Origin of the sequence: Bradyrhizobium genosp. A (assembly GCF_049949275.1) — a bacterium.
In the GTDB taxonomy this organism is placed as follows: Bacteria; Pseudomonadota; Alphaproteobacteria; order Rhizobiales; family Xanthobacteraceae; genus Bradyrhizobium.
In genome coordinates this window covers 785724-806151 of record NZ_CP188196.1, presented here as the reverse complement: position 1 = coordinate 806151, position 20428 = coordinate 785724, and the positions used below count along the sequence as shown (strand labels likewise).

Sequence of the window (20428 nt, the reverse complement as noted above, 5' to 3'; positions counted from 1 at the left end):
CCTTCGATCGCGTAATGCGCGAAGAGAAAATCGCGGATGTTGACGATGCTGCCGAGCGCCCTATCGCCGGCGGCGGAAGGACGACGGCGGCCGCTTGTAGGTCGCGGCAAAGGCATCGTTGAAGCGGCGAACGCTGCCGAAGCCGGCGGCGAAGGCGATCTCCGCCAAGGTCATGTCAGTCTGGTCGATCAGGCGCTTGGCCTCCTGCACGCGCCGGGTCGCCGCGATGTCGCTGGGGCTCGCCCCGGCATGGCGCAGGAACAGACGCAGCAGATGCCTCGGCCCGACGCCAAGAGCCTCGGCGAGCTCCGTCATGGTGGCGCGATCGAGAAAGCCGTCGTCGATCAGCCGCATCCCACGGGCGACAGTGGTGGCCGTCCCCAGCCAGGCCGGAGAACCGGGCGCGGTTTCCGGCCGGCAGCGCAGGCATGGGCGAAAGCCGGCCCGCTCGGCGGCGGCAGCCGTCGCATAGAAGGTGACGTTCTCCGAGCGCGCGGGACGAACCGGACAGACCGGCCGGCAATAGATGCGCGTCGAGCGCACGCCGGAGAAGAACAGGCCATCGAACGCGCGGGCACGTGCCAGCCGCGCGCGGTCGCACGTCTCCCAGTCGAGATGCGGTGGCAGGGTTTGCCGTTGCGCCGAGCCCGTCGTCATGCCGCGAGAATAGTTTCGAAGGGGCTCGCGGAGTAGCTGAAATCGGACTCGATCGGACGATGAGGTCCGAATTCGGCCAGCCTGCGCCTCCGCTTCCTGTTGATGCTGCCGGCAAATCACGGAGCACATCGCATGAGCACGCAAGGCCTGCAGGCAACATCAGCGCAGACCACCCTTGCCTGCGAGATCGCCCTGCTGCTGCTGCTGTCGCTGATCTGGGGCAGCTCGTTCACGCTGATCAAGGTGGCAATCCCTTCGATTCCGCCATTCACGATGGTCGCAGCGCGCGTGACGCTCGCGGCAGGTCTTCTCCTTCTTATTGCGACGGCGCAGGGATACGCCCTTCCTCGCCAACGATCGGTCTGGGCTGCGTTTCTCGTGCAAGGGGCGCTGCAAAGCGCGCTACCATTCACCCTGATCAGCTGGGGTGAGGCGCATATCACAAGCGGCCTCGCCGGTGTGCTCAATGCGACACCACCGATGTTCGTGCTCGCGATGGCCCTGATGACGGGGCGCGGACGACAGGCGATCAGCGGCCGCAAGATCGCAGGCGTCGCTCTCGGCCTCGCCGGCGTTGCCGTGACCGTGGGGATCGATGCGCTGTCCGGGATCGGCACGGCCACGCCGCTGGCGCAGGTGGCCGTGCTCGGCGCGAGCCTTTGCTACGCGCTCGCACCGCTATGGGGTCAGCGGTTCGCAAAACTTCCCGCGATCGTCACGGCGGCAGGCGCCATGAGCTGCGCCGCAATCCTGATGCTGCCCGCGGCCGCGATCCTCGAGCAGCCATGGGTGCTGGCGCTGCCGCCGGCGCCGGCGATCGCGGCTGTCGTCGCGCTCGCAATCGTCTGCACGGCGCTCGCGATGGTGATCTATTTCCGGCTGATCCGCACCATCGGCCCACTCGGCACCACCAGCGGGAGTTATCTGCGGGCGGGATTCGCGGTCATCCTCGGCACAACCCTGCTCGGCGAAAGATTTACCTGGTCAATTCTCGCCGGAATGGGGCTCATTCTCACCGGGGTGGTCACTGTCACGCTGCCCCTGCCGGCGCGACACGATCAGAAACCGCGGGGCTGATTGTCGCCATCTTCAAAGCCTGATCTTGCCATCCTGTTTGTCGATGACGATCTCTCGTCAAACAGACAGGAGAGACGGAGTGAGCACGTCGACGCGCCGCGGCTTTCTCGGATTCGTTTCCGCCAGCGCTGCGGGCCTGTTGCCAGGCCGCGCGGAAGCTGCCCCGGTTGCGGCGGAGACCGCGCCTTCCTGCATCCTGACGCCGCAGGCGGAGTAAGGGCCGTTCTATTCCGACCCGAAGCTCGTGCGATCCGATATCGCCGAGGGCAAGCCCGGCGTGCCGCTGACATTGCGGCTGCGCGTGATCGAGGCGGGATCGTGCACGGCGATCCATGACGCGCGGGTCGACATCTGGCATTGCGACGCCAAGGGGCTCTATTCCGCCTTCGCCGGGCAGAGCGACAGCCACAATGTCGATGCGATCGGCAAGACGTTCCTGCGCGGCACGCAAATGACCGACGGCGCCGGCTGGGTCAGCTTCAACACCATCTATCCGGGCTGGTATGACGGCCGCACCACCCACATCCATTTCAAAGTTTTTCTCGGCGACCGGACCGTGCTGACCGGGCAGACCTTCCTGCCGGATGCGCTCAACGAGTTCATCTATACCAACGTGCCCGATTATGGCGACCGCGCACGGCAGCGCATGGTGATCAACGCCAACGATCACGTCATCGAACGTTCCGATCCCGAGCATCGCGCCTTCTGCGCGGTGAAGGAGGAGCGTGACCGCTACGTCGCGACGCTCACGCTCGGCGTCGACCGCCGGGCGGAGGTGACCGTGGGGCGTGCCGGCCCGCCGCCACCGCCGCCGGGCATGCGCGGAGGACCGCCACCTGGTCCGCCGCCCGCGGGCCTGGGCGGACCGATGTTCGGCCGCCCGATCAAGGACCGTCTCGCAGCGCTGGTGCCGGGATTGAAGCGCTCGCAATGAGAAGCGCAGCCGCCTCGGCCCAATGAGGCCCTACAGCACGTAGCCGCCATCGATCGTGAGACTGGCTCCGGTCATGTAACCGGACTCTGGACCCGCCAGATAGGACACGAGCGCAGCGATTTCGCCGGGCTCGCCGATGCGCTTCAATGGAACGATTTCCTTGAGATGGGACTCCATCGAGCCTGTCATGTCGGTCTTCGTCGGCCCGGGTTGGACGTTGTTCACCGTGACCCGGCGAGGCGCAAGGTCGAGCGCGACACCCTTGGCCATGGCCGCAATTGCGGCCTTGGTCATGGCATACACGCTGCTGCCGGGAAAGCCGGTGCGGATCGCCGTATTGCTGCCGATCGTGATGATGCGGCCGCCGTCGCGGACATGCGCGGCGGCGGCCTGGATGGCGAGAAAGACGCCGCGGATGTTGACATCGAGCATGAGGTTCAGGTCCTCGAGGCCGAACTGCTCAATGGATCCGAGGCGGAGGATGCCGGCATTGACGACGACGGCGTCGAGCGTTCCAAACCGATCCACGGTCCCGGTGACGGCCGCCTGGATCGCGGCGGGGTCGGCGCTATCGGCCTTGATCGCGATCGCCCTGCGTCCGGCGGCCTCGATAGTGGCCACGACGTCAGCGGCGCGATCGGGCCGCGACACATAGGTGAGGGCGACGTCGAAGCCATCCCGGCCAAGACGGGTTGCGATGGCGGCGCCGATGCCCCGCGCGCCGCCAAAGACCAATGCGATACCTTTGTTGTCCATATGCTTGCTCCTTATTTGATCGTTCGTTCCAGAATTGGCCAAAAAAACTATCTGAGTGCACGCAACACAATCGCACCGAGCGCGCGCAACTGACGCATCTTCGCTCCGCCACGTGCGGCGATCCGAATACCGGCAATATTTGCCTGCAGAAACTCCGCCGCATCGTCCACGTCGAAGTCTTTTGCGACGTCACCGTCGGCCTGCGCTTCGCGCAAACGTTTCGACACGGCCCCCTGGATCGTGCGGCCCGCAGTGGTGTGGATCTCCACGAGGTCGCCTTGGGAGCGGCCGAACTCGCAGATCGAGCCGACACCCAGGCAGGCCTGATGCGCATCGCGAACAACGCGCTCGACCATCGCCCTGATCCCGTCCATCGCGCGCGGCGGCCCGCGCAACGCGGCCAGATGCGCCTCAATCTCGCCGGTGGCGTAGCGGCGGACCGATTCGCAGTAGAGCTGCCACTTGTCGCCAAAGGTGTCGTAGATGCTCTGGCGGCCGATGCCCATCGCGTCCACGAGCATCGGCGTCGAGGTGCCCTCGAATCCATGCTCGCGGAATACGGCGATCGCCGCATCAAGCGCCTGCTCCCTGTCAAATTGCTTCGGTCTCGCCATGAGGCGCACCATGACAATTCTGGAATGAACAGTCAATTACTATCAGATGCTGCAGCGTTGCCGCAGCAGGGCATTCCTGCTATTGAAGTCGCGCCGAAAAAGGCATGGCCGGATTGGTAAGCCCGGCCTGTTCCTGACCTCAGGAATTCTGCCACCGTATCCACGGTAGGACCCACGGCCGGACAGAGTGACGTGATCGTCACGCTGACCGGGGTGTCGTGTCACCGTGTCAACCCGGCCGCCGCATCAGCGTGGGATCTCGTTTCGTCCGTTCTTTCACCCTGAACGGAGAGCATCCATGCGACTGCAACATCTCAACCTGGCGACGTCGGACGTCCCGGCCCTTGCCGCCTTCTTCGAGCGCTTCTTCGGCTTCGCACCCTATGCCGGGCGCGGCGACGCGCTCGTCGTCTTGCGCAACAAGGAGGATTTCATCCTCACATTGATGCGCGGCAAAAAGGACGAACCGGCCGACTATCCCGCCAATTTCCATATCGGCTTCTATTATGACACCGTCGGTGAAATCGAGGCCAAGCACGCCGAATTGTCGGCAGCCGGCCTCAACCCGAAAAAGATCGCGTTCATGGAAAGAGGTGGCGGCATTCGCGTGCCGCACTTCTATTGCTCGGCCCCGGGCAATATCCTGATCGAAGTCTGCATGCCGCCGGGCGGGCTCGCGTCGTAGCGGACTGACTGACGCTTCGGCGGAAGCCTGAAAGGCCAGCCGCCGAAGCGCAACACTTCTTGGTTGCAAAACGCGCGCCGTACGGCATGGTTATGGCTGATGCCCGCCAAAACCAACGCCGACGACAGCAAGCCCGAGGACACGCCGCATTATCTCGGCCATCGCGAGCGGCTGCGCGAGCGCTTCTACAGCGCCGGCGCGGATGCGCTCAGCGACTACGAGCTCCTGGAGATGGCGCTGTTTCCGGCGCTGCCGCGGCGCGACACCAAGCCGCTGGCGAAGACGCTGATCAAGATCTTCGGCTCGTTCGCCGAGGTCGTCCACGCGCCGGTGGCGCGGTTGCGGGAGATCGACGGCGTCGGCGAAGCCGCCATCAACCAGCTCAAGCTGATTGCGGCGGCCGCGCACCGCGTCGCCAAGGGCGAGGTCAACAGCCGCAACGCGCTGTCGTCCTGGAACGAGGTGATCGCCTATTGCCGCACCAGCATGGCCTTCGCCGACAGGGAGCAGTTTCGCCTGCTCTTCCTCGACAAGCGCAACCAGCTCATCGCCGACGAGGTGCAGCAGACCGGCACCGTCGACCACACGCCGGTCTATCCGCGCGAGGTGATCAAGCGCGCTCTGGAGCTGTCGGCGACCGCGCTGATTTTGGTGCACAACCACCCTAGCGGCGACCCCTCGCCGTCGCAGGCGGACATCCAGATGACCAAAGCCATCATCGAGATCGCAAAGCCGCTCGGGATTGCCGTGCACGACCACATCATCGTGGGCAGGAGCGGGCATACAAGTCTGCGCGGCATGCGGTTGATCTAGGCTCCGACTTGCGCTCCTCGCAGAGCGCCGTTACGAATCCCCGCCGGATAGAACCAGTCGAGGCGCGCGAGATCGTTCACGCGCGCGCAGTGAGTTGACTGCCCGTTCGGCTGACAGGGCGGCCATTTGCCATCTGTTAGAAGTAGCCGGCCTGATAGCTGCCAACACCCATGCCGATCCAGCCGACGGTGGCCACCGCGGCCGTAGCAATTCCTGACAGGCGCAGCGGCGCGGCCTCGCGGGCGCAGATCAGGAGGCATGTCGTCACTCCCGCAAAGCCGAAGCCGGCAGCGCTCTTCGTCCGCGCGAAGAAGAACACGACCGAGATCTGCCGTTTCGAAGAGGACGCATATTCCGGCGCCTTGTCCGCTCTTACAAGGCGGTCTCGTAGCAGAGATACACGTTCCCATTTTCGAAGGTTCGCGACAAAGTGCACTTAAGGGTCGGCCTACCGCTGACGCCTTCAAACATCGTGCGCCCACTTCCAAGAATGACCGGCACCACGACGATCTTGTATTCGTCAATCAGCTTGGCCTCGGTCAATTGGGAAATGATAGTTCCGCTGCCCATAATGACCATATCATCGCCGGGCTCATTCTTGAGCCGACGCACTTCCCCCACCAGGTCGTCCTTCACGACGCGAGTGTTGTTCCAGGTTGCCTTATCGAGAGTGCGTGAAAATACGACCTTGGGGAGATTGTTCATCCGCTCTGCCACCGCTGGCATGCTCTGCATCGCCATTGGCGTCGGCCAGAACTGAACCATCAAATCGTAGGTAACTCTGCCGAACAGCATCGTTCCGCCGCCCCGCGCGTTGGTACGAGTAAAATCGAGCCACTCCTGATCATTCTTATGAGCCCAGCTCATGTCGCCTTGGCCATCAGTGAAACAGCCGTCGAGGGACACATTGTTGAAGACGCTAAGTTTAGGCATACGGAAACTCTCCTCGGTTGACGGTTTTGAGGTAGTCGGAAAGGCGATCGGTGCTCGCCGCGATCGGCTTGGTGAAGCCCATCCCGACGGCGACGTCGCGAGACGCAATCGACTCGAAGCGCGTGACCATTTCCCAAGCGGTCTGGTTGCCCAGGTCTTCAAGCGTAACTGTCGTAACCGAGACGGGCGGCCCTCCTTGACGGGTGCCGTGATCGGCATGCCGCCACACAAGCCGATGGGGAGCGTCGACCTCGACGAACACGAAGTTCATCTCGAGTTCTGTGCCATCGGGAAAGCGCATCACGTGATGCCAAAGGCCCGAGGGCCGCACGTCCATCTCGCAGACGGGGTTCGTAAACCCAGGACCGCCCCACCATCTCGCAACGTGCTCGGCCTCGGTCATCATCTGCCAGACGAGCGGACGCGGCGCTTCGAAGATGCGGCGCATCACAATGACCGCATCACCGGCGGGAATGTCCGTCACGATGTTCATTTGCACTCCCTTCGACGCTCAGGCTTTTTCGCCGGGGTCTTTTTGCTGGACGGTTTTCAGATAGTTCGCGAGACTGTCGAGGTTGCGCTCCCAGAACCGGCGATAGTCGTCGAGCCAATCGCTCACCGCCCGAAGTGGTGCCCCTTCGAGATGACAGGGTCTCCACTGCGCTTGACGCCCGCGTGAGACGAGGCCGGCGCTCTCCAAAACCTTCAGGTGCTTCGAGACAGCGGCCAGGCTCATGTCATAGGGCTCAGCCAACTCGGTCACCGTTGCGTCTCCGGTCGCCAAACGGGCCAGGAGGCCGCGGCGAGTCGGGTCTGCGAGGGCAAAGAGAGTGGCGCTAAGCGCATCGGTCGGCATGGCGTATTAAACCGTAAGGTTGATAACTTATCGGTTGAATACGATAGCCGGGCGGGCGTGTCAACAAACGAACACGGCCGGAAGCCGAAATTGGGAGCGTCGAGGCGTTGATGGTTCGGTCAAAGCCAAGAAACCTCGACCACCACGGGCTAGTGAGCCACGAGTTGTTGGCCGAATGCGAACCTCGACTTCGAGATCACTGATCTTGCAGCGAGCTTTCCACGGTAAGACAAGCCTCAGCGAGCAATATATTTCGCGGGAGCTGATGAGAACGATCTGTTACGACGAGATAAAGCCAATGACGTCGCACGTCTTTGCTGCGAGTCTCCGCCTCGCTCTTTCCGATTTGTAGCCGGGATTAGCCGTGGTCCCTACGCCCGCAGAAAAGGGCTTCCGCCGAACGCACTACATACCGCACCTATCCTGCACCTATCTTGGCATAGCAGTGTGAGCGGCCGGACGCCGGCAGGCCCAGTGATGATGTTGAGTGACGCTGGAGTCCGAAGATCGCTTTTGCTTTGTACGCTGCTCGCCGCGGGCCTGCCGGCGGAGCAGGAAGCAAAGCTGCGCGGGCTGGTGCGTGACTATGTCGGGCAGGCCGTCGCGGTGGAATGGCCGGAGATGGCGCATCAGGAAGCCTCGCTGAAGGCGACGCCGCCGGCGCTCGCCGAGGCCCTGCAGCTCGTCGTCACCATGACGCCGCAGGGTCGGGCACAGGAGACCACGCAGCACGAGATCGTCGCCGCGCTGGAGCAGGCGCTGGACGCGCGGCGGCAGCGGATCATCGTCAGCCTGGCCTCGGTCAACTCGGTAAAATGGTGGTGCCTGTATCTCCAGGCCCTGTGCGAGCTGCTGGTGATCGGCTTCGTTCATTGCGACAACCGCCTGGGATCGGCGATTGCGATGGGCCTGTTCGCGACCGGCGTCGCCACCTCGGTGCTCCTGATCGCGGCGCACGACCGCCCGTTCACCGGCCAGATATCGATCTCACCGGAGCCGCTGCGCCAGATCATGCCGGAAGCGCAGGCGGGACGAAATTGATTGCGACGGCGAGCAGTCTTCGGCGCTAACCGTGCGCCAACGTACAGTTCAGCATCCATTGCACACCGAAGCGATCGGTGAGCTTGCCGTAATAGTCGCCCCAGGGCTGGATCGCGAGCGGCGTCGTAATCGTACCGCCTTCGGCGAGGCGCGCGAACAGATCCGTCGTTGCCTGCGCGTCGTCCATCATCAGGATATGCGCCGAGCCGCGCATCGGCTCGGCATCGTCATTGTCGGATGCGTAGAATTGGAGACCCGGTCCTTCGAATTTCGCATGCAGGACCTTGCCCTGCATCGGTCCGGTGGCGCCGTGGCGCTTGATCTCGGTCACCTTGCCGAGGCCGCAGGCGGTATAGAAAGCGAGCGCCGCCTCGCAATGCGTCGTGAAGAAGAGATAATTCGACATCTGCATCTGCGGCTCTCCGCTTTTGAGCCGATCAGGTCTCGGCACAGGCCTTGAGCGCAGCCGCGCGACACGCAGACGCGATCGCCGCGCTGACATCCTTGTCGGCGACGGCCCTTGCCATCGTGACACCGCCGGACAGGATCGAGAGCAGCGCCCAGGCGCGCGCGCGCCTGTCGTTGGGCAAGCGGCCCGGCAAGCCATCCGCGACAGCGTTCACGACGCCCTCGATCTCGGTCTCGAACACGGTCCTGATCCCGGCGTCTGCGCGCTGCACCTCGGAGGTCAGGCTCTGCAAGGCGCAGCTCGAACCGAGCTCGCAGACCCGCTTTTGTCCGAGATAGAAATCGACGAATGCCACGACCCATTTGGCGCCGTGCTCGGCCCGCAGGCCTTCGACGCCCTGGCGCAGCTCTTCGAGGCCCGCCACCAGCGCGGCCTTGAACGCTTCGCCCTTGGACGAGAAGTGCCCGTAGAACGCGCCGGAGGTGACCTCGGCCTCCTTGGCAAGGCCGTCGACACCGATGCCGCCAAAACCCTGGCGGCGAAAGCCGCGGCCGGCAGCCGCCACCATCCGCGCGCGCGCTTCTTCCTTGTGTCCGGATTTGTATCGCACCACCGCACCTTTTTATATAACGATCGTTATTTTAATGTTGACGGCATCGCCCTCGCCGTGCGAATGCAATCGCGGTCGTTATATAACGATCGAAATGTTATCGCAAGCCGCGACCGCAGCCGGCGTTCGCGGCGCTCACATCACGAAGGGAGCTCCAATCATGCCGATCACCGTCGTCGCCACGGATGGCATCTTCAGTGCAGCCGCCGAGCAGACCATGTTCGCCGAGCTGACCGCCTCGTTTCTCAGGCATCATGATCTGGCGGGCAATGCGTTCCTCACGCCGAACGTGATCGGCGAGATCAGCACCGTCCCGAAAGGCCGGTCCTTCGCCGGAGGGACGTCGAACGACATCGTCGTGGTCGAATTGAAAGTCCCGTCCTTCGCGCTGGCGAGCCCTGCGCAAAAGGCAGGCTTCATCAAGGAGGCCACCGACATCGCGTTCAGGGCCGCGGAAGGCCACCATCCGCGCGAGCGGATTTTCGTCAACATGGTCTACGCAGTGGATGGCCTGTGGGGCATCGGCGGAAAGGCCTACACCAATGCCGAGCTTGGCGACGCAGTCAGCCGGGCCAGCACGGCTTAAGGCGCGGCGATCAGGCATGGCAGCGCCGGCGCGTGCGAGACGGCGCCGGCGCACAGTCTGTTCAGTAGCAATATCTCGGATCGACCGGGACATAGCGGCCGTCCGCGCGCTGCATGTAGCAGCCGCGCTGATAGGCGTAATAGCCGGACCGGCGACGCTCGCCTTCGGAGGCGATCGCAGCCCCCGTGCCGGCGCCGACGACGGCACCGATGGCGGCGCCGCGGCCGCCGCCGAGCGCACCGCCCAAGATCGCTCCACCCACGCCGCCGATGATGGCGCCGCCGACAGCGTCCTGCGCCACCGCGTCATGGACCGGTACGGCCATCGCGACTGCGAAACACGCTGCAATTCCAAGACGTCGAAGCATCCCGAATCCTCCCATCTGATGCGGCCATTCATAGCGTTTGGGACGATCCCCGGCCAGAATAATCGCGCGGATTCGGCTGCCTCCCGCCCCTTACGCCACGGGACCAGCCTGTCGCGACGACCATCCGATGCCTCAGATCGAGGGTACGGTGGCCACGGCTACGGATCGATCCAGCGCTGCACGGATTCCGCCGTGTCGGCAGGTGTCGTGTTGAAGCAGATCGCGGCCTGCGGCGCCAGACGGTGGACGAGGTTGAGCACCTTCTCGAACAGCAGCAGCCGCTCCTTCGGCTCGCGCAGGCCAGCACCGATGACGATGCAATCGAAGCTCTCGTCGCGTAGCGCGGCCGTCACGGCCGCTTCCGCGGCCACGTCGAGATCGATCAGGCAGCTCGTGACCTCGTAGCCGCGACCACGCAGGCGCAGGAGCTGCGCTTCGATGTGGTTGCGGACGAGCGCCGGCGTGAGCTGCGGGAACGCACTGTAGTCGGCATTGCCGGGTTCGATGCCGATCGCGAGAACGCGCTTGGCCATCGCAGGATTCCTTGAGCAGACCGTCTCCGTTGCTAACGGACGGCCACCCGGCAGGTTCCCGGACAGCGTGTGATGACTGCGCGCTCGCGCGTGCGTCGCTCTGATGTCCCGTCCTTTGACCGCAACCTTTCGCACCGCACCTGTAAGCCACTTCACATGGGCCCACCGATGACCTGCCACATTCGTCGGACTACGCCCGGAGCGGCTCACGCCTGATTTGCGCAACGAACCGCCGCGGCGCGGCGCTGCATCAGCGCGCGCTCACGTCCGTTGGTCGCAAGATGCGCGGCGGCCTCGAACGCCTGCCGCGCTTCTGCGAGCCGTCCGAGCTTTTGCAGGAAATCACCACGAACTGCCGGCAGATGATGATAGGCCGACAGCGACGGCGCGGGCGCGATCTGGTCAAGCACGTCGAGCCCGGCTTGCGGTCCCTCGGCCATGCCGACCGCGACCGCGCGATTGAGCTCGATGATCGGCGAGCGCACCAGCCGCGCCAGCTCGGCGTAAAGCTGCGCGATGCGCCGCCAGTCGGTCTCCGCGGCCGTCTCCGCCGTGGCGTGACACGCCGCAATTGCGGCCTGGAGCGCGTAAAATCGTCCCGCACCGCCGAGCCCGCGGGCACGTTCGAGCGCGCGCAGGCCGCGACGGATCTGCGAGCGATCCCAGAGCGAGCGATCCTGGTCCATCAGCAGAATGGGATCACCGCTTGCGTCGGTGCGCGCGCGAGCCCGCGCGGCGTTCAAATCCATCAGGGCGACGAGGCCGTGAACCTCCGGCTCATCCGGGGCGAGGCCTGCGAGCACGCGGCCCATGCGCAGCGCCTCGTCGCAGAGCTGCGGCCGCAGCCATTCCTCGCCCCGCGCCGCGAGGTAGCCTTCGTTGAAGATCAGATAGACAACCTCCAGCACCGAGGCGAGACGCTCTGACAGAGCCTCGCCGCCCGGCGTCTCGTAGGCAAGGCCGGATCCCGACAGCGTCCGCTTGGCGCGGACGATGCGCTGGGAGATGGTTGCTTCAGGCACCAGATAGGCACGCGCGATCTCGGACGTGGTCAAGCCGCAGATCATGCGCAGCGCCAGCGCCGCGCGTGCCTCGCGTGACAGGATCGGATGGCAGGCGGTGAAGACCAGCCGCAGCAATTCATCGCCGATGTCATCGTCGAGCGCAGCATCGAAATCGGGCACGATCTCCTGCTCCTGCAACATGTCGCGCGCCAGCATGTCGTGCTTGTCCGCCAGCATCTTGCCGCGGCGCAAGACATCGAGCGCGCGGCGTCTTGCGGTCGTCATCAGCCAGGCGCCGGGATTGTCGGGCACGCCGATGGTCGGCCACGCCTCGAGCGCCGCAACCAGCGCGTCCTGGGTCAGCTCTTCCGCAAGCGGCACATCGCGCAGCATCCGCGACAGCGTCGCGATCAGCCGCGGCTGCACGACGCGCCAGGTTGCGTGAATCGTGGCACGGATGATCCGATCGATGTCGGCGGCCGTCATCGCCGCCGACCGGGAGGCGCGGTGGTCACCATCAGGCGTGCGCGACTACCCCGGACCGTGCGTCGACCTCGCAGGCCCCGTCGACGCCCGGCGTGGCGAAGGCCCGCAACTCGCAGGTACCGTCCCAGCCCGGCATGTGATCGAGGTGCAGCTGCATGAATTCCTTGGCCATGGCCAGGGCTTCCGCCTTGTCGCGCAGCTCGAAAATGGCATAGCCGCCGACCACTTCCTTGGCCTCGATGAAGGGGCCATCGATGACACTGAGATCGCCGTCAACGATCCGCACACGCGCGCCGGTCGCAAGCGGCATCAGGCCGCCATTGTCGATCATCCGGCCGGCCTTGATTTCCCGCTCGGAAATCTTCTGCATGGCCTCCATCAGCGCCGGGGTCGGGCCGGTCATCGGCTGGCTGGAGGTGACGATGTACATAAAGCGCATGCAAAACTCCTGTTGAGGCGAGACGCGGCCGGTTCGGCCGCGCGATCAGCTCGCTACCCAGATGACGATCCAGCCGGGGCCGGATCGACATCGGCACGGGAAAAATTGGGAACGGGAAAAATTGCAGAAGCGTTCCGGCGCCTACTGGCGCAGCATGATCAGGGGATCGGCCGTATCGGGAACCCGCCGCCATTGCGCATTGTCGTCGGCCTCGAACTGCCAGACCTCGCCCGATTTCGACATCAGGATGATCTGGCCGCGCTCCAGCCGCCATTGCGTCGGGTTGAACTGGGCGATCGCCGCATCGCATTTCGGCTTGAGGAAGACCTGGAAATTGTCCTGATCGGCTTCCGTGTTGGTCAGCGTCAGCCCGCAGACCGGCTGGCCGTTGCCGCGCACCATCGCCCAGTCACCGATCATCTGGTCCATCGACTTGGCCATCGAGCGGGCGGCGGCGAGATCCTGCAAGATGTAGACGCCCTCGCCCTGGCGCAGGCCTTCGAAGATGCCGGCCTCGACCTCGGTGAAGTCGATCACGGATTCACCGGTCGCATCCTGCAAGCGGACGATGTCGAGGCCTTTCACGCTCCAGGCCACGATATCCTTGGTGAAAGGCAGCGCAGTCTTGCAGGCCGGCTCGAGCTCGAGCTTGAACCCGTGCGCCACCGCGTCGCCCTTGATCGTGACAACGCAGGTCTTGCTGCGCTCGGTGGTCGAGAGCTCCCACTGCCCGACCATCTCCTTCTTCAGGGTCGTCGCATCCTGCGCACGCGCAGCGCCGATCGCGGCGACACAGGCCGCGATCAGCCATGCAACGACCCGAAGAGCGGTCATCAGCGCCCCTTGAACGGCGTTTCCGCAACCGGCGTCAGCGGCGGCTTGCCGGCGAACCAGGACTTGAGGTTGTCGACCACGAGCTGGTCCATGGCGTTACGCGTCACCACGGAGGCCGAGCCGATGTGCGGCAGCAGCACCACGTTCTGCATGGTCTTGAGCTCGTCCGGCACGGTGGGCTCGGCCGCGAACACGTCGAGGCCGGCGGCCAGGATGGTGCCTGATTTCAGCGCCTGGACCAGCGCCGGCTCGTCGACCACGGAGCCGCGCGCGACGTTGACCAGCACGCCGCGCGGGCCGAGCGCCTTGAACACCTCGGCATTGATCATCTTGTTGGTCGAGGCGCCGCCCGGCACGATCACCATCAGCGTGTCGACCGCCTTCGCCATCTCGATCAGGTCGGGGTAGTGCTTGTAGGAGACGTCCTTGGACGGATTGCGCGAGTGATAGACCACCGGCACCAGCGACGCATCGAGCCGGCGCGCGATGGCCTGGCCGATCCGGCCCATGCCGACGATGCCGACCTTGCGGTCGCGCAGCGAGCCGACGCTGAGCGGATAGTTCTGCGTCTGCCAGAGGCCGGAGCGGACGTAGCGGTCAGCCTTGATGAATTCACGCACGGTGGAGATCAACAGGCCCATCGCAACGTCGGCGACCTCCTCGGTCAGCACGTCGGGCGTGTTGGTGACGATGATGTTGTGCTCGGCCGCGTATTTGGCGTCGATGTGGTCGTAGCCGACGCCGAAGCTCGCCACCATCTCGATCTTGGGAAGCTGCGACAGCGAATCCTTGTCGGCGCGGACGGTGTGATAGGTCACCGCCACGCCGCGGATCTTTTCGCGGATCGCCGGTGTCAGCCGCTCGAGGTCGCCGCGCGTCTCGGCCTTGTGCACGACGAAATGATCGGAAAACCCGTTCTCGAGGATCGGCCGCACCGGCCCATAGATCAGAAGGTCGATCTTGTCGGACGAAATCGAACCGGTAGACATCAGTTTTCCTTTCCAAGCGCGCTCTCATGCCAGCGCCGTAAAACGAGGTGGGAAACTAGCGCCAGCACCCCATAGATGACAATCCCGGCCAGCGACAACAAAAGCAGCGCTGCGAACATGCGGGGTATGTTCAATCGATAGCCCGACTCGGCAATTCTGTAGGCAAGGCCTGAGCCGGCGCCGGCCGTTCCCGCCGCGATCTCGGCCACGACCGCGCCGATCAGCGACAGGCCGCCGGCGATGCGCAAGCCGCCGAGAATATAGGGCAGCGCCGCCGGCAGCTTCAGGAAGCGCAGGGTTTGCGGCGGCGAGGCACCATAAAGCTGGAACAGGCCGGCAAGGTTGCGATCGACCGAATTCAGCCCAAGCGTGGTGTTCGACAGCACCGGGAAAAAGGCGACGATGAAGGCGCAGACGACGACCGCGGTCTGCTGCTCCAGATAGATCAGCAAGAGCGGCGCGATCGCGATCACCGGCGTCACCTGCAGCACGACGGCATAGGGGAACAGCGAATGTTCCACCCATTTCGAATGATTGAACAGCAGCGCCAGCGCGATGCCGCCGATGCTCGCGGCGATAAAACCTTCCAGCGTCGTCAGCAGCGTGGTGGCGAGCGATTGTGACAGCACTGACCAGTCCTTGATCAGCGTCAGGAAAATCACCGACGGCGCCGGCAGCACGTAAGGCGGGATCTCCCGGATGCGGACCACGAGCTCCCAGGTGGCAAGGCCCGCCGCAAACACGATGACGGGCAGCACGAAACGCACCACGCTTTGCGCGCCGGACGGCTTCGCGGTGACGGTGGGCTCTGCGCTCATAGCGTCAACTGTCCGGAATAGGACGGCGCCAGTGCGGCCGAGACGCGCCGGCAATAATCAGAATAGGCGGCCGAGGTACGAAACTCTTCGCCGCGCGGCTCGACGGTCTCGATGCGGATGTCGGCCTGGATGCGGCCGGGCCGCGCCGTCATGACCACGACGCGCTGCGACAGATAGACGGATTCGAACACCGAATGGGTGACGAAGATGACCGTCTTGCCAAGGCTGCGCCACAGCCCGAGCAAATCGTTATTGAGGCGGAAGCGCGTGATCTCGTCGAGCGCCGCGAACGGTTCGTCCATGAGCAGGATATCGGGATCGGTGACGAGCGCGCGCGCCAGCGACACCCGCATCTTCATGCCGCCGGACAGTTCGCGCGGAAAAGCGTCGGCGAAATCGGCGAGCCCGACGCTCGCCAGCGCCGCATCGGCCCGCGTCCGCCCCTCCGCCTTCGGGATGCCGCCGAGCTTCAGCGGTAGCCGCACGTTTTCGCGCACGCTGGTCCACGGCATCAGGGTCGGCTCCTGGAACACGAAGCCGATGCCGTGGCCGATCTGCGCCGGGCCTTCATGGCGCGACATCCGCACCGTGCCTGATGACGCAGCGCTGAGCCCCGCAATCAGCCTCAGCGCCGTCGACTTGCCGCAGCCGGAGGGCCCAAGCAGCGAGATGAACTCGCCCTTGCGGACCGCGAGGTCGAAGGGACCGAGCGCCATGACGCCGTTGTCATAGGCCTTCGTCACGCCGCGCAGGCTGACGGCAAGCGCGGTCAGGCTGGCCTCGACCGTTGGCGAAGTTTTGCTCTCTACCATCGATCGCTGACTGTCGGGTTTCGGACGCCTTTCACCTCTCCCCATCGGGGAGAGGTGAAGGATGCGGCGACATCTCGCTCCGATCGCAGCATACGGTTACGGCTTGGCGGGGCGCAGCTCGACACCGACGCCCTTGTTGACGAAGCGCAGCGTGTAGGACTTGCGGAAGTCGAGATCGCCCTTCACGACGCCGGCCTTCACCATCTTGTCGAAGAAGGAGGTGTAGCGATCGTCGCTCATCGCGCCGATGCCGTTCTTCAGGCTGTCGCCGGAATCGACGATGCCGTACTCCTTCATCTTGGCGACGGAATAGGCGAGCAGATCGTCGGTCATCTCCGGATTGAGCGTCTTGATCATGGCATTGCCGGCGGAATTGTCGCCGTAGATGTAATTGTACCAGCCGATCATGGAGGCATCGACGAAGCGCTGCACCAGGTCCGCCTTCTTCTCGACCAGCTCGCGGCGGGTCTCGATCAGGGTCGAATAGGTGTTGAAGCCGGCATCGGCGAGCAAGATGACGTTGGGCTTGAAGCCCGCGGCCTTCTCGACCGCGAAGGGCTCGGAGGTGACGTAGCCCTGCATCGCGCTCTTGGGGTTGGCGATGAAGGGCTGCGGATTGAAATTATAGGGCCGGACGTTCTTCTCGCTGAAGCCGTATTCGGACTTCAGCCATTGGAAGTAGCTGCCCATGCCTTCCTTGGAGACGAACAGCGTCAGCGGCTTGAGGTCCTCGATCTTGGTGACCTTCGCATCCGGCTGCGTCAGCATCACCTGCGGGTCTTTCTGGAACACCGCAGCGATGGTCACCACGGGGACGTTGTTGGCGACCGCATCGAACGACATCAGCGTGTTCGCGGCCATGAAGAAATCGATCTTGCCGGCGATCAGCAGCATCCGGTTGTTCTCGTTGGGCCCACCCGGAACGATGGTGACGTCGAGCCCATATTTCTTGTAGGTGCCGTCGGCGACCGCCTGGAAGAAGCCACCATGCTCGGCCTCGGCGACCCAATTGGTGCCGAATGTGACCTTGTCCAGGGTTTCCGCACGCGCCGGCAGGATCGACACGACCGTGGCCAGCAAGCCTGCCGTTAACGCTCGCCGCAGATGGGAAGGGCTCATGAATGCACTCCGTTGATCGAGTCTGGCCGATGTGAAAACAACACGATAAAACCGCAAGACATTCGGGGACGCGAGCCGGCCAGGCCCGCGTCCCCTCCATAACACCAAACTACGTGACAAATTCGGGCAAAGAAACCTTGATGACGCCTTCCCGCGACTGGACCGAGATCCGCTGGGCCGATGCGAACCCTGCGGACGTATCGCGCTGGATCGCAGTGCTGCCGCTGGCGGCGACCGAGCAGCACGGCCCGCATCTGCCGCTCGAGACCGACGTGCTGATCGCGGACGCCTATCTTGCACGCGTGCAGGAGGTGCTGCCAGCGACCATTCCGGCCACGTTCCTGCCCGTTGAACCGATCGGGATTTCCACCGAGCATATCGACTATCCGGGCACGCAGACGCTGCCGACCGAGGTGGCGCTGAAGCGCTGGACCGCCATCGGCGAGGGCGTCGCGCGACACGGCGTGAAAAAACTCGTCATCATCACCAGCCATGGCGGCAACAGCGCGGCCATGATGCTGGTGGCGCAGGATCTTCGTGCGCATCAAAAACTGTTCGTGGTGACGACGTCGTGGTCGCGCCTGTCGGGCGCGGAAAAACTGTTCCCGGCCGATGAAGTGCGCCACGGCATCCATGGCGGCGCGATCGAGACCTCGATCATGCTGGCGCGCTATCCCGAGCAGGTGCGCGCCAATGCGATCGCGGATTTTCCCGCGAGCAGCATCGCGATGGAGAAACAATATCGCTGGCTTTCGACGCAGCGGCCCGCGCCCTTTGCCTGGCAGGCGCAGGATCTCAACCCCAGCGGCGCCATCGGCAACGCAACGCTGGCCGTGGCCGAGAAAGGCGAGCAGCTTCTCGATCAGGGCGCGCGCGCCTTCTGTGAGTTGCTGACTGAGGTCGATAACTTCGACGTGAACAGGCTCGTCAAGGGCCCCCTCGGCTAACTCGCATCTATCTGAAATAATTCAGGAAAGAGCTGGAATCTCAGGCCACCTAGGGCGTTTTCGAACCGGTTTCGGCAAGCCTCCGTCCAATTGGGCACGCGGACCACAACGGACCGCCTCAACCCGGATGGAGTTTCACATGTCGATCAAGACCAAGATTGCCGCACTCGCGCTCGCGGCCCTCACTGTCACCGCTGGCGTCGCTTCCACGACTTCGACCGCTCAGGCCAAGCCGCTCGGCTGGGGGTGGGGCGTCGGCGCCGGCATCGCGACCGCCGCCATCGTCGGCACCGCAGTCGCCGCCAGCAGCCAGCCCTATTACTACGGCTATCACCGCTGCGGCTGGACCCCCCGCTACAACGCCTTCGGCCAGTATGTCGGCAGCGTTCGCACTTGCTACTGATCTAGGTATCTGAGGCCGATCTTACGTGGATCCTGCGTCCGACACGGGCGCCTCATCCACCCCGTGTCGTGCCCCCGACCCCGCCCGGCTGTCCCCCGGGCGGGGTCATCCTTTTTCACACCGCGACAATGCCGGCTGCTTTCGATTGCACGCTCCGCGTGCCACGATACGGATAGGTGGCTGGAGGGCGAGCATGAACTGGCGGGTCTCAATTGGATCGATCCTGATCGGGATCCTGGCATCGACGCAGGCATTTTCTGAGCCTTCGCAGGCACATTCAACGCGGTGCGACAGTTTGTTCCGAACCGGGCAAAACGCGCACCGGCTTCTTATATGAAGCGCTTGGTCCGGCGTCCGCCGGGCTCAATGTCCCTCCCCCTTGCGCACAATGTTGTCCGTCGAACTCACCATCGTCGTCGTCCTGATCGTCATCAACGGCCTGCTGTCTATGTCCGAATTGGCCGTGGTCTCATCACGCCCGGCGCGGCTGTCGCTGCTTGCCGCCAAGGGCGTGCGCGGCGCCGAGCGCGCGCTGATACTGGCCGCCGATCCCGGAAAGTTCCTCTCGACGGTACAGATCGGCATCACGCTGGTCGGCGTGCTCTCGGGTGCGTTCTCCGGCGCGACGCTCGGGCAGCGGCTGACGCAATGGCTGGTCGAGCTCGGCCTGTCCTCGGGCCTTGCCGATATCGTCGGCGTCGGCATCGTCGTCACCATCATCACCTATGCGACCCTGATCGTCGGCGAGCTGGTGCCGAAGCAGGTCGCGCTGCGCGATCCCGAAAGCATCGCGGTCAAGGTCGCGCCGGCGATGCATGTGCTGGCGCGGGTCTCGCTGCCGCTGGTGTTTCTGCTCGACCTCTCCGGCAAGCTGATCCTCGCGCTGCTCGGCCGCGGCGGCAAGGCCGAGGAGAAGGTGTCGGAGGACGAGATCCATCATCTCGTCAGCGAAGCCGAAAGCGCCGGCGTGCTCGAGCCCGGTGAGAAAGAGATGATCGCCGGCGTGATGCGGCTCGGCGACCGCCCGGTCGGTGCCGTGATGACGCCGCGCACCGAGGTCGACGAGATCGACCTGAGCGATGCTCCGGACATCATTCAAGCGATCATCGCGAAGAGCCCACATTCGCGCTTTCCCGCATCAGACGGCGATCGCGACAAGCCGATCGGCGTGCTCCAGGCCAAAGACCTGCTGGTCGCGTATATGAGCGAACGCACGCCGGATCTTCGAGCGCTTGTCCGCGAGGCCCCGAGCATTCCTGCATCGGCGGATGCCCGCGACGTGCTCGCCATCCTGAAGGCCGCGCCGGTGCATGTCGGCTTCGTCTATGACGAATACGGCGCGTTTGAAGGCGTGGTCACGGCGGCTGACATTCTGGAATCGATCGTCGGCGCCTTCCATTCCGAGGAAGGCCCGCCGGAGCCGGCCTACGTCAAGCGCGCAGATGGCTCGCTCCTCGTCTCTGGCTGGATGCCGATCGACGAGTTCGGCGAGCTCCTCGGCATCGAACTGCCGCCGTATCACCGCTACAACACAGTGGCTGGACTGATGCTGCAGCAATTCACCGTGCTGCCCAATGTCGGCGATGCCTTCGACCTCGGTGGCTGGCATATCGAGGTGGTCGATCTCGACGGCAGGAGGATCGACAAGATCCTGGCGAGCCGGTCGGGTGAAGTCGAGACCGGGTGAACAGGTGGCCGCGTGCCGC

Annotated in this window: 28 protein-coding genes; 10 read left to right on the top strand and 18 right to left on the bottom strand. The window is 64.4% G+C overall.

Translation table 11 applies throughout. From position 1 onward, the window contains the following. Positions 1-60: 60 nt before the first annotated feature. Complete coding sequence (locus tag ACP2YP_RS03715; protein WP_426422335.1) at positions 61-657, bottom strand: bifunctional transcriptional activator/DNA repair enzyme AdaA; 597 nt, start codon at positions 655-657, stop codon at positions 61-63. A 132-nt stretch (positions 658-789) separates the two neighbouring features. Between ACP2YP_RS03715 and ACP2YP_RS03710 the strand changes: the two genes are divergently transcribed. The 3 genes from ACP2YP_RS03710 (at position 790) to ACP2YP_RS03700 (ending at position 2668) form a co-directional block, all read left to right on the top strand. Then, positions 790-1734, top strand: a complete 945-nt coding sequence (locus tag ACP2YP_RS03710; protein ID WP_426422333.1) for a DMT family transporter — start codon at positions 790-792, stop codon at positions 1732-1734. 79 nt (positions 1735-1813) lie between these two features. Continuing rightward, the gene (locus tag ACP2YP_RS03705; protein ID WP_426422331.1) at positions 1814-1951 is read left to right on the top strand and encodes a twin-arginine translocation signal domain-containing protein; all 138 of its coding nucleotides are present in this window, start codon (positions 1814-1816) and stop codon (positions 1949-1951) included. 27 nt (positions 1952-1978) lie between these two features. Then, positions 1979-2668, top strand: a complete 690-nt coding sequence (locus ACP2YP_RS03700) for an intradiol ring-cleavage dioxygenase (protein WP_426422330.1) — start codon at positions 1979-1981, stop codon at positions 2666-2668. A gap of 30 nt (positions 2669-2698) precedes the next feature. Here the strand turns inward: ACP2YP_RS03700 and ACP2YP_RS03695 are convergent, their stop codons facing one another. Beyond that, positions 2699-3424 carry an SDR family oxidoreductase gene (locus ACP2YP_RS03695; RefSeq protein WP_426422329.1) on the bottom strand — a complete coding sequence of 242 codons (726 nt, stop codon included), beginning with the start codon at positions 3422-3424 and terminating at the stop codon, positions 2699-2701. A 47-nt stretch (positions 3425-3471) separates the two neighbouring features. Beyond that, positions 3472-4038: a TetR/AcrR family transcriptional regulator gene (locus ACP2YP_RS03690; protein ID WP_426422328.1), complete on the bottom strand. Its 567-nt coding sequence runs from the start codon at positions 4036-4038 to the stop codon at positions 3472-3474. Between the two features lie 298 nt (positions 4039-4336). Between ACP2YP_RS03690 and ACP2YP_RS03685 the strand changes: the two genes are divergently transcribed. Together ACP2YP_RS03685 and radC are read left to right on the top strand one after the other, a co-directional pair. Beyond that, on the top strand, positions 4337-4723 hold the full coding sequence (locus ACP2YP_RS03685) for a VOC family protein (RefSeq protein WP_426422327.1): 387 nt from the start codon (positions 4337-4339) through the stop codon (positions 4721-4723). 99 nt (positions 4724-4822) lie between these two features. Next, on the top strand, positions 4823-5536 hold the full coding sequence (radC, locus tag ACP2YP_RS03680) for a RadC family protein (protein ID WP_426422325.1): 714 nt from the start codon (positions 4823-4825) through the stop codon (positions 5534-5536). Positions 5537-5672: 136 nt separating this feature from the next. Here the strand turns inward: radC and ACP2YP_RS03675 are convergent, their stop codons facing one another. Genes ACP2YP_RS03675 through ACP2YP_RS03660 form a run of 4 tightly spaced genes read right to left on the bottom strand, consistent with a single transcriptional unit; the run spans position 5673 to position 7325 of the window. Beyond that, positions 5673-5855 (bottom strand): hypothetical protein, encoded by a 183-nt coding sequence (locus ACP2YP_RS03675; RefSeq protein WP_426422324.1) that lies wholly within the window; start codon positions 5853-5855, stop codon positions 5673-5675. A 53-nt stretch (positions 5856-5908) separates the two neighbouring features. After that, positions 5909-6469 carry a dihydrofolate reductase family protein gene (locus ACP2YP_RS03670; protein WP_426422323.1) on the bottom strand — a complete coding sequence of 187 codons (561 nt, stop codon included), beginning with the start codon at positions 6467-6469 and terminating at the stop codon, positions 5909-5911. Beyond that, positions 6462-6962, bottom strand: coding sequence for an SRPBCC domain-containing protein (locus ACP2YP_RS03665; RefSeq protein ID WP_426422321.1), 501 nt, complete (start codon positions 6960-6962; stop codon positions 6462-6464). Before ACP2YP_RS03665 ends, ACP2YP_RS03670 begins: the two co-directional genes overlap by 8 nt. An 18-nt stretch (positions 6963-6980) precedes the next feature. After that, positions 6981-7325: an ArsR/SmtB family transcription factor gene (locus ACP2YP_RS03660; RefSeq protein ID WP_426422319.1), complete on the bottom strand. Its 345-nt coding sequence runs from the start codon at positions 7323-7325 to the stop codon at positions 6981-6983. Between the two features lie 513 nt (positions 7326-7838). On the opposite strand from ACP2YP_RS03660, the gene ACP2YP_RS03655 reads away from it, so the two are divergent. Further along, positions 7839-8366, top strand: coding sequence for a hypothetical protein (locus ACP2YP_RS03655; protein ID WP_426422318.1), 528 nt, complete (start codon positions 7839-7841; stop codon positions 8364-8366). 25 nt (positions 8367-8391) lie between these two features. Here ACP2YP_RS03655 and ACP2YP_RS03650 read toward each other — a convergent pair whose 3' ends face one another. Beyond that, on the bottom strand, positions 8392-8778 hold the full coding sequence (locus ACP2YP_RS03650; protein ID WP_426422317.1) for a VOC family protein: 387 nt from the start codon (positions 8776-8778) through the stop codon (positions 8392-8394). A gap of 25 nt (positions 8779-8803) precedes the next feature. Beyond that, positions 8804-9385, bottom strand: coding sequence for a TetR/AcrR family transcriptional regulator (locus tag ACP2YP_RS03645; RefSeq protein ID WP_426422316.1), 582 nt, complete (start codon positions 9383-9385; stop codon positions 8804-8806). A 160-nt stretch (positions 9386-9545) separates the two neighbouring features. Between ACP2YP_RS03645 and ACP2YP_RS03640 the strand changes: the two genes are divergently transcribed. Continuing rightward, a complete protein-coding gene (locus tag ACP2YP_RS03640) occupies positions 9546-9971 on the top strand; it encodes a tautomerase family protein (protein WP_426422314.1) in 426 nt (141 codons plus the stop codon). Positions 9972-10032: 61 nt separating this feature from the next. Here ACP2YP_RS03640 and ACP2YP_RS03635 read toward each other — a convergent pair whose 3' ends face one another. The 9 genes from ACP2YP_RS03635 to ACP2YP_RS03595 all read right to left on the bottom strand — a co-directional run bounded on the left by ACP2YP_RS03635 (position 10033) and on the right by ACP2YP_RS03595 (position 17372). Then, complete coding sequence (locus ACP2YP_RS03635) at positions 10033-10338, bottom strand: YMGG-like glycine zipper-containing protein (RefSeq protein ID WP_426422312.1); 306 nt, start codon at positions 10336-10338, stop codon at positions 10033-10035. A 158-nt stretch (positions 10339-10496) separates the two neighbouring features. Beyond that, positions 10497-10871, bottom strand: a complete 375-nt coding sequence (locus ACP2YP_RS03630; protein WP_426422311.1) for a hypothetical protein — start codon at positions 10869-10871, stop codon at positions 10497-10499. 206 nt (positions 10872-11077) lie between these two features. Beyond that, positions 11078-12361 carry an RNA polymerase sigma factor gene (locus tag ACP2YP_RS03625; RefSeq protein WP_426422310.1) on the bottom strand — a complete coding sequence of 428 codons (1284 nt, stop codon included), beginning with the start codon at positions 12359-12361 and terminating at the stop codon, positions 11078-11080. A gap of 31 nt (positions 12362-12392) precedes the next feature. Next, positions 12393-12791: a YciI family protein gene (locus ACP2YP_RS03620; RefSeq protein ID WP_426422309.1), complete on the bottom strand. Its 399-nt coding sequence runs from the start codon at positions 12789-12791 to the stop codon at positions 12393-12395. Positions 12792-12941: 150 nt separating this feature from the next. After that, positions 12942-13634 carry an AprI/Inh family metalloprotease inhibitor gene (locus ACP2YP_RS03615; protein WP_426422307.1) on the bottom strand — a complete coding sequence of 231 codons (693 nt, stop codon included), beginning with the start codon at positions 13632-13634 and terminating at the stop codon, positions 12942-12944. Continuing rightward, positions 13634-14623 carry a 2-hydroxyacid dehydrogenase gene (locus ACP2YP_RS03610; protein WP_426422306.1) on the bottom strand — a complete coding sequence of 330 codons (990 nt, stop codon included), beginning with the start codon at positions 14621-14623 and terminating at the stop codon, positions 13634-13636. The genes ACP2YP_RS03615 and ACP2YP_RS03610 overlap by 1 nt, the downstream gene beginning before the upstream one ends. Further along, complete coding sequence (locus ACP2YP_RS03605; protein WP_426422304.1) at positions 14623-15441, bottom strand: ABC transporter permease; 819 nt, start codon at positions 15439-15441, stop codon at positions 14623-14625. The genes ACP2YP_RS03610 and ACP2YP_RS03605 overlap by 1 nt, the downstream gene beginning before the upstream one ends. Then, on the bottom strand, positions 15438-16253 hold the full coding sequence (locus ACP2YP_RS03600; RefSeq protein ID WP_426422302.1) for an ABC transporter ATP-binding protein: 816 nt from the start codon (positions 16251-16253) through the stop codon (positions 15438-15440). Before ACP2YP_RS03600 ends, ACP2YP_RS03605 begins: the two co-directional genes overlap by 4 nt. A 96-nt stretch (positions 16254-16349) precedes the next feature. Continuing rightward, the gene (locus ACP2YP_RS03595) at positions 16350-17372 is read right to left on the bottom strand and encodes an ABC transporter substrate-binding protein (protein ID WP_426422300.1); all 1023 of its coding nucleotides are present in this window, start codon (positions 17370-17372) and stop codon (positions 16350-16352) included. A 140-nt stretch (positions 17373-17512) separates the two neighbouring features. Between ACP2YP_RS03595 and ACP2YP_RS03590 the strand changes: the two genes are divergently transcribed. The 3 genes from ACP2YP_RS03590 to ACP2YP_RS03580 all read left to right on the top strand — a co-directional run bounded on the left by ACP2YP_RS03590 (position 17513) and on the right by ACP2YP_RS03580 (position 20409). Next, a complete protein-coding gene (locus ACP2YP_RS03590; RefSeq protein ID WP_426422299.1) occupies positions 17513-18319 on the top strand; it encodes a creatininase family protein in 807 nt (268 codons plus the stop codon). 139 nt (positions 18320-18458) lie between these two features. Next, a complete protein-coding gene (locus ACP2YP_RS03585) occupies positions 18459-18722 on the top strand; it encodes a hypothetical protein (protein WP_426422297.1) in 264 nt (87 codons plus the stop codon). A gap of 388 nt (positions 18723-19110) precedes the next feature. Next, the gene (locus ACP2YP_RS03580; RefSeq protein ID WP_426422296.1) at positions 19111-20409 is read left to right on the top strand and encodes a hemolysin family protein; all 1299 of its coding nucleotides are present in this window, start codon (positions 19111-19113) and stop codon (positions 20407-20409) included. Positions 20410-20428 lie beyond the last annotated feature (19 nt).

What these genes read in the sequence shown, in the direction of transcription:
- ACP2YP_RS03605 (WP_426422304.1), bottom strand. Translation starts at nt 15,441, where the DNA reads ATGAGCGCAGAGCCCACCGTCACCGCGAAGCCGTCCGGCGCGCAAAGC.
- ACP2YP_RS03690 (WP_426422328.1), bottom strand. Translation starts at nt 4,038, where the DNA reads ATGGCGAGACCGAAGCAATTTGACAGGGAGCAGGCGCTTGATGCGGCG.
- ACP2YP_RS03635 (WP_426422312.1), bottom strand. Translation starts at nt 10,338, where the DNA reads ATGCTTCGACGTCTTGGAATTGCAGCGTGTTTCGCAGTCGCGATGGCC.
- ACP2YP_RS03685 (WP_426422327.1), top strand. Translation starts at nt 4,337, where the DNA reads ATGCGACTGCAACATCTCAACCTGGCGACGTCGGACGTCCCGGCCCTT.
- ACP2YP_RS03625 (WP_426422310.1), bottom strand. Translation starts at nt 12,361, where the DNA reads ATGACGGCCGCCGACATCGATCGGATCATCCGTGCCACGATTCACGCA.
- ACP2YP_RS03610 (WP_426422306.1), bottom strand. Translation starts at nt 14,623, where the DNA reads ATGTCTACCGGTTCGATTTCGTCCGACAAGATCGACCTTCTGATCTAT.
- ACP2YP_RS03615 (WP_426422307.1), bottom strand. Translation starts at nt 13,634, where the DNA reads ATGACCGCTCTTCGGGTCGTTGCATGGCTGATCGCGGCCTGTGTCGCC.
- ACP2YP_RS03650 (WP_426422317.1), bottom strand. Translation starts at nt 8,778, where the DNA reads ATGCAGATGTCGAATTATCTCTTCTTCACGACGCATTGCGAGGCGGCG.
- ACP2YP_RS03585 (WP_426422297.1), top strand. Translation starts at nt 18,459, where the DNA reads ATGTCGATCAAGACCAAGATTGCCGCACTCGCGCTCGCGGCCCTCACT.
- ACP2YP_RS03695 (WP_426422329.1), bottom strand. Translation starts at nt 3,424, where the DNA reads ATGGACAACAAAGGTATCGCATTGGTCTTTGGCGGCGCGCGGGGCATC.
- ACP2YP_RS03715 (WP_426422335.1), bottom strand. Translation starts at nt 657, where the DNA reads ATGACGACGGGCTCGGCGCAACGGCAAACCCTGCCACCGCATCTCGAC.
- ACP2YP_RS03595 (WP_426422300.1), bottom strand. Translation starts at nt 17,372, where the DNA reads ATGAGCCCTTCCCATCTGCGGCGAGCGTTAACGGCAGGCTTGCTGGCC.
- ACP2YP_RS03640 (WP_426422314.1), top strand. Translation starts at nt 9,546, where the DNA reads ATGCCGATCACCGTCGTCGCCACGGATGGCATCTTCAGTGCAGCCGCC.
- ACP2YP_RS03670 (WP_426422323.1), bottom strand. Translation starts at nt 6,469, where the DNA reads ATGCCTAAACTTAGCGTCTTCAACAATGTGTCCCTCGACGGCTGTTTC.
- ACP2YP_RS03660 (WP_426422319.1), bottom strand. Translation starts at nt 7,325, where the DNA reads ATGCCGACCGATGCGCTTAGCGCCACTCTCTTTGCCCTCGCAGACCCG.
- radC (WP_426422325.1), top strand. Translation starts at nt 4,823, where the DNA reads ATGCCCGCCAAAACCAACGCCGACGACAGCAAGCCCGAGGACACGCCG.
- ACP2YP_RS03630 (WP_426422311.1), bottom strand. Translation starts at nt 10,871, where the DNA reads ATGGCCAAGCGCGTTCTCGCGATCGGCATCGAACCCGGCAATGCCGAC.
- ACP2YP_RS03710 (WP_426422333.1), top strand. Translation starts at nt 790, where the DNA reads ATGAGCACGCAAGGCCTGCAGGCAACATCAGCGCAGACCACCCTTGCC.
- ACP2YP_RS03620 (WP_426422309.1), bottom strand. Translation starts at nt 12,791, where the DNA reads ATGTACATCGTCACCTCCAGCCAGCCGATGACCGGCCCGACCCCGGCG.
- ACP2YP_RS03665 (WP_426422321.1), bottom strand. Translation starts at nt 6,962, where the DNA reads ATGAACATCGTGACGGACATTCCCGCCGGTGATGCGGTCATTGTGATG.
- ACP2YP_RS03600 (WP_426422302.1), bottom strand. Translation starts at nt 16,253, where the DNA reads ATGGTAGAGAGCAAAACTTCGCCAACGGTCGAGGCCAGCCTGACCGCG.
- ACP2YP_RS03580 (WP_426422296.1), top strand. Translation starts at nt 19,111, where the DNA reads ATGTTGTCCGTCGAACTCACCATCGTCGTCGTCCTGATCGTCATCAAC.
- ACP2YP_RS03590 (WP_426422299.1), top strand. Translation starts at nt 17,513, where the DNA reads ATGACGCCTTCCCGCGACTGGACCGAGATCCGCTGGGCCGATGCGAAC.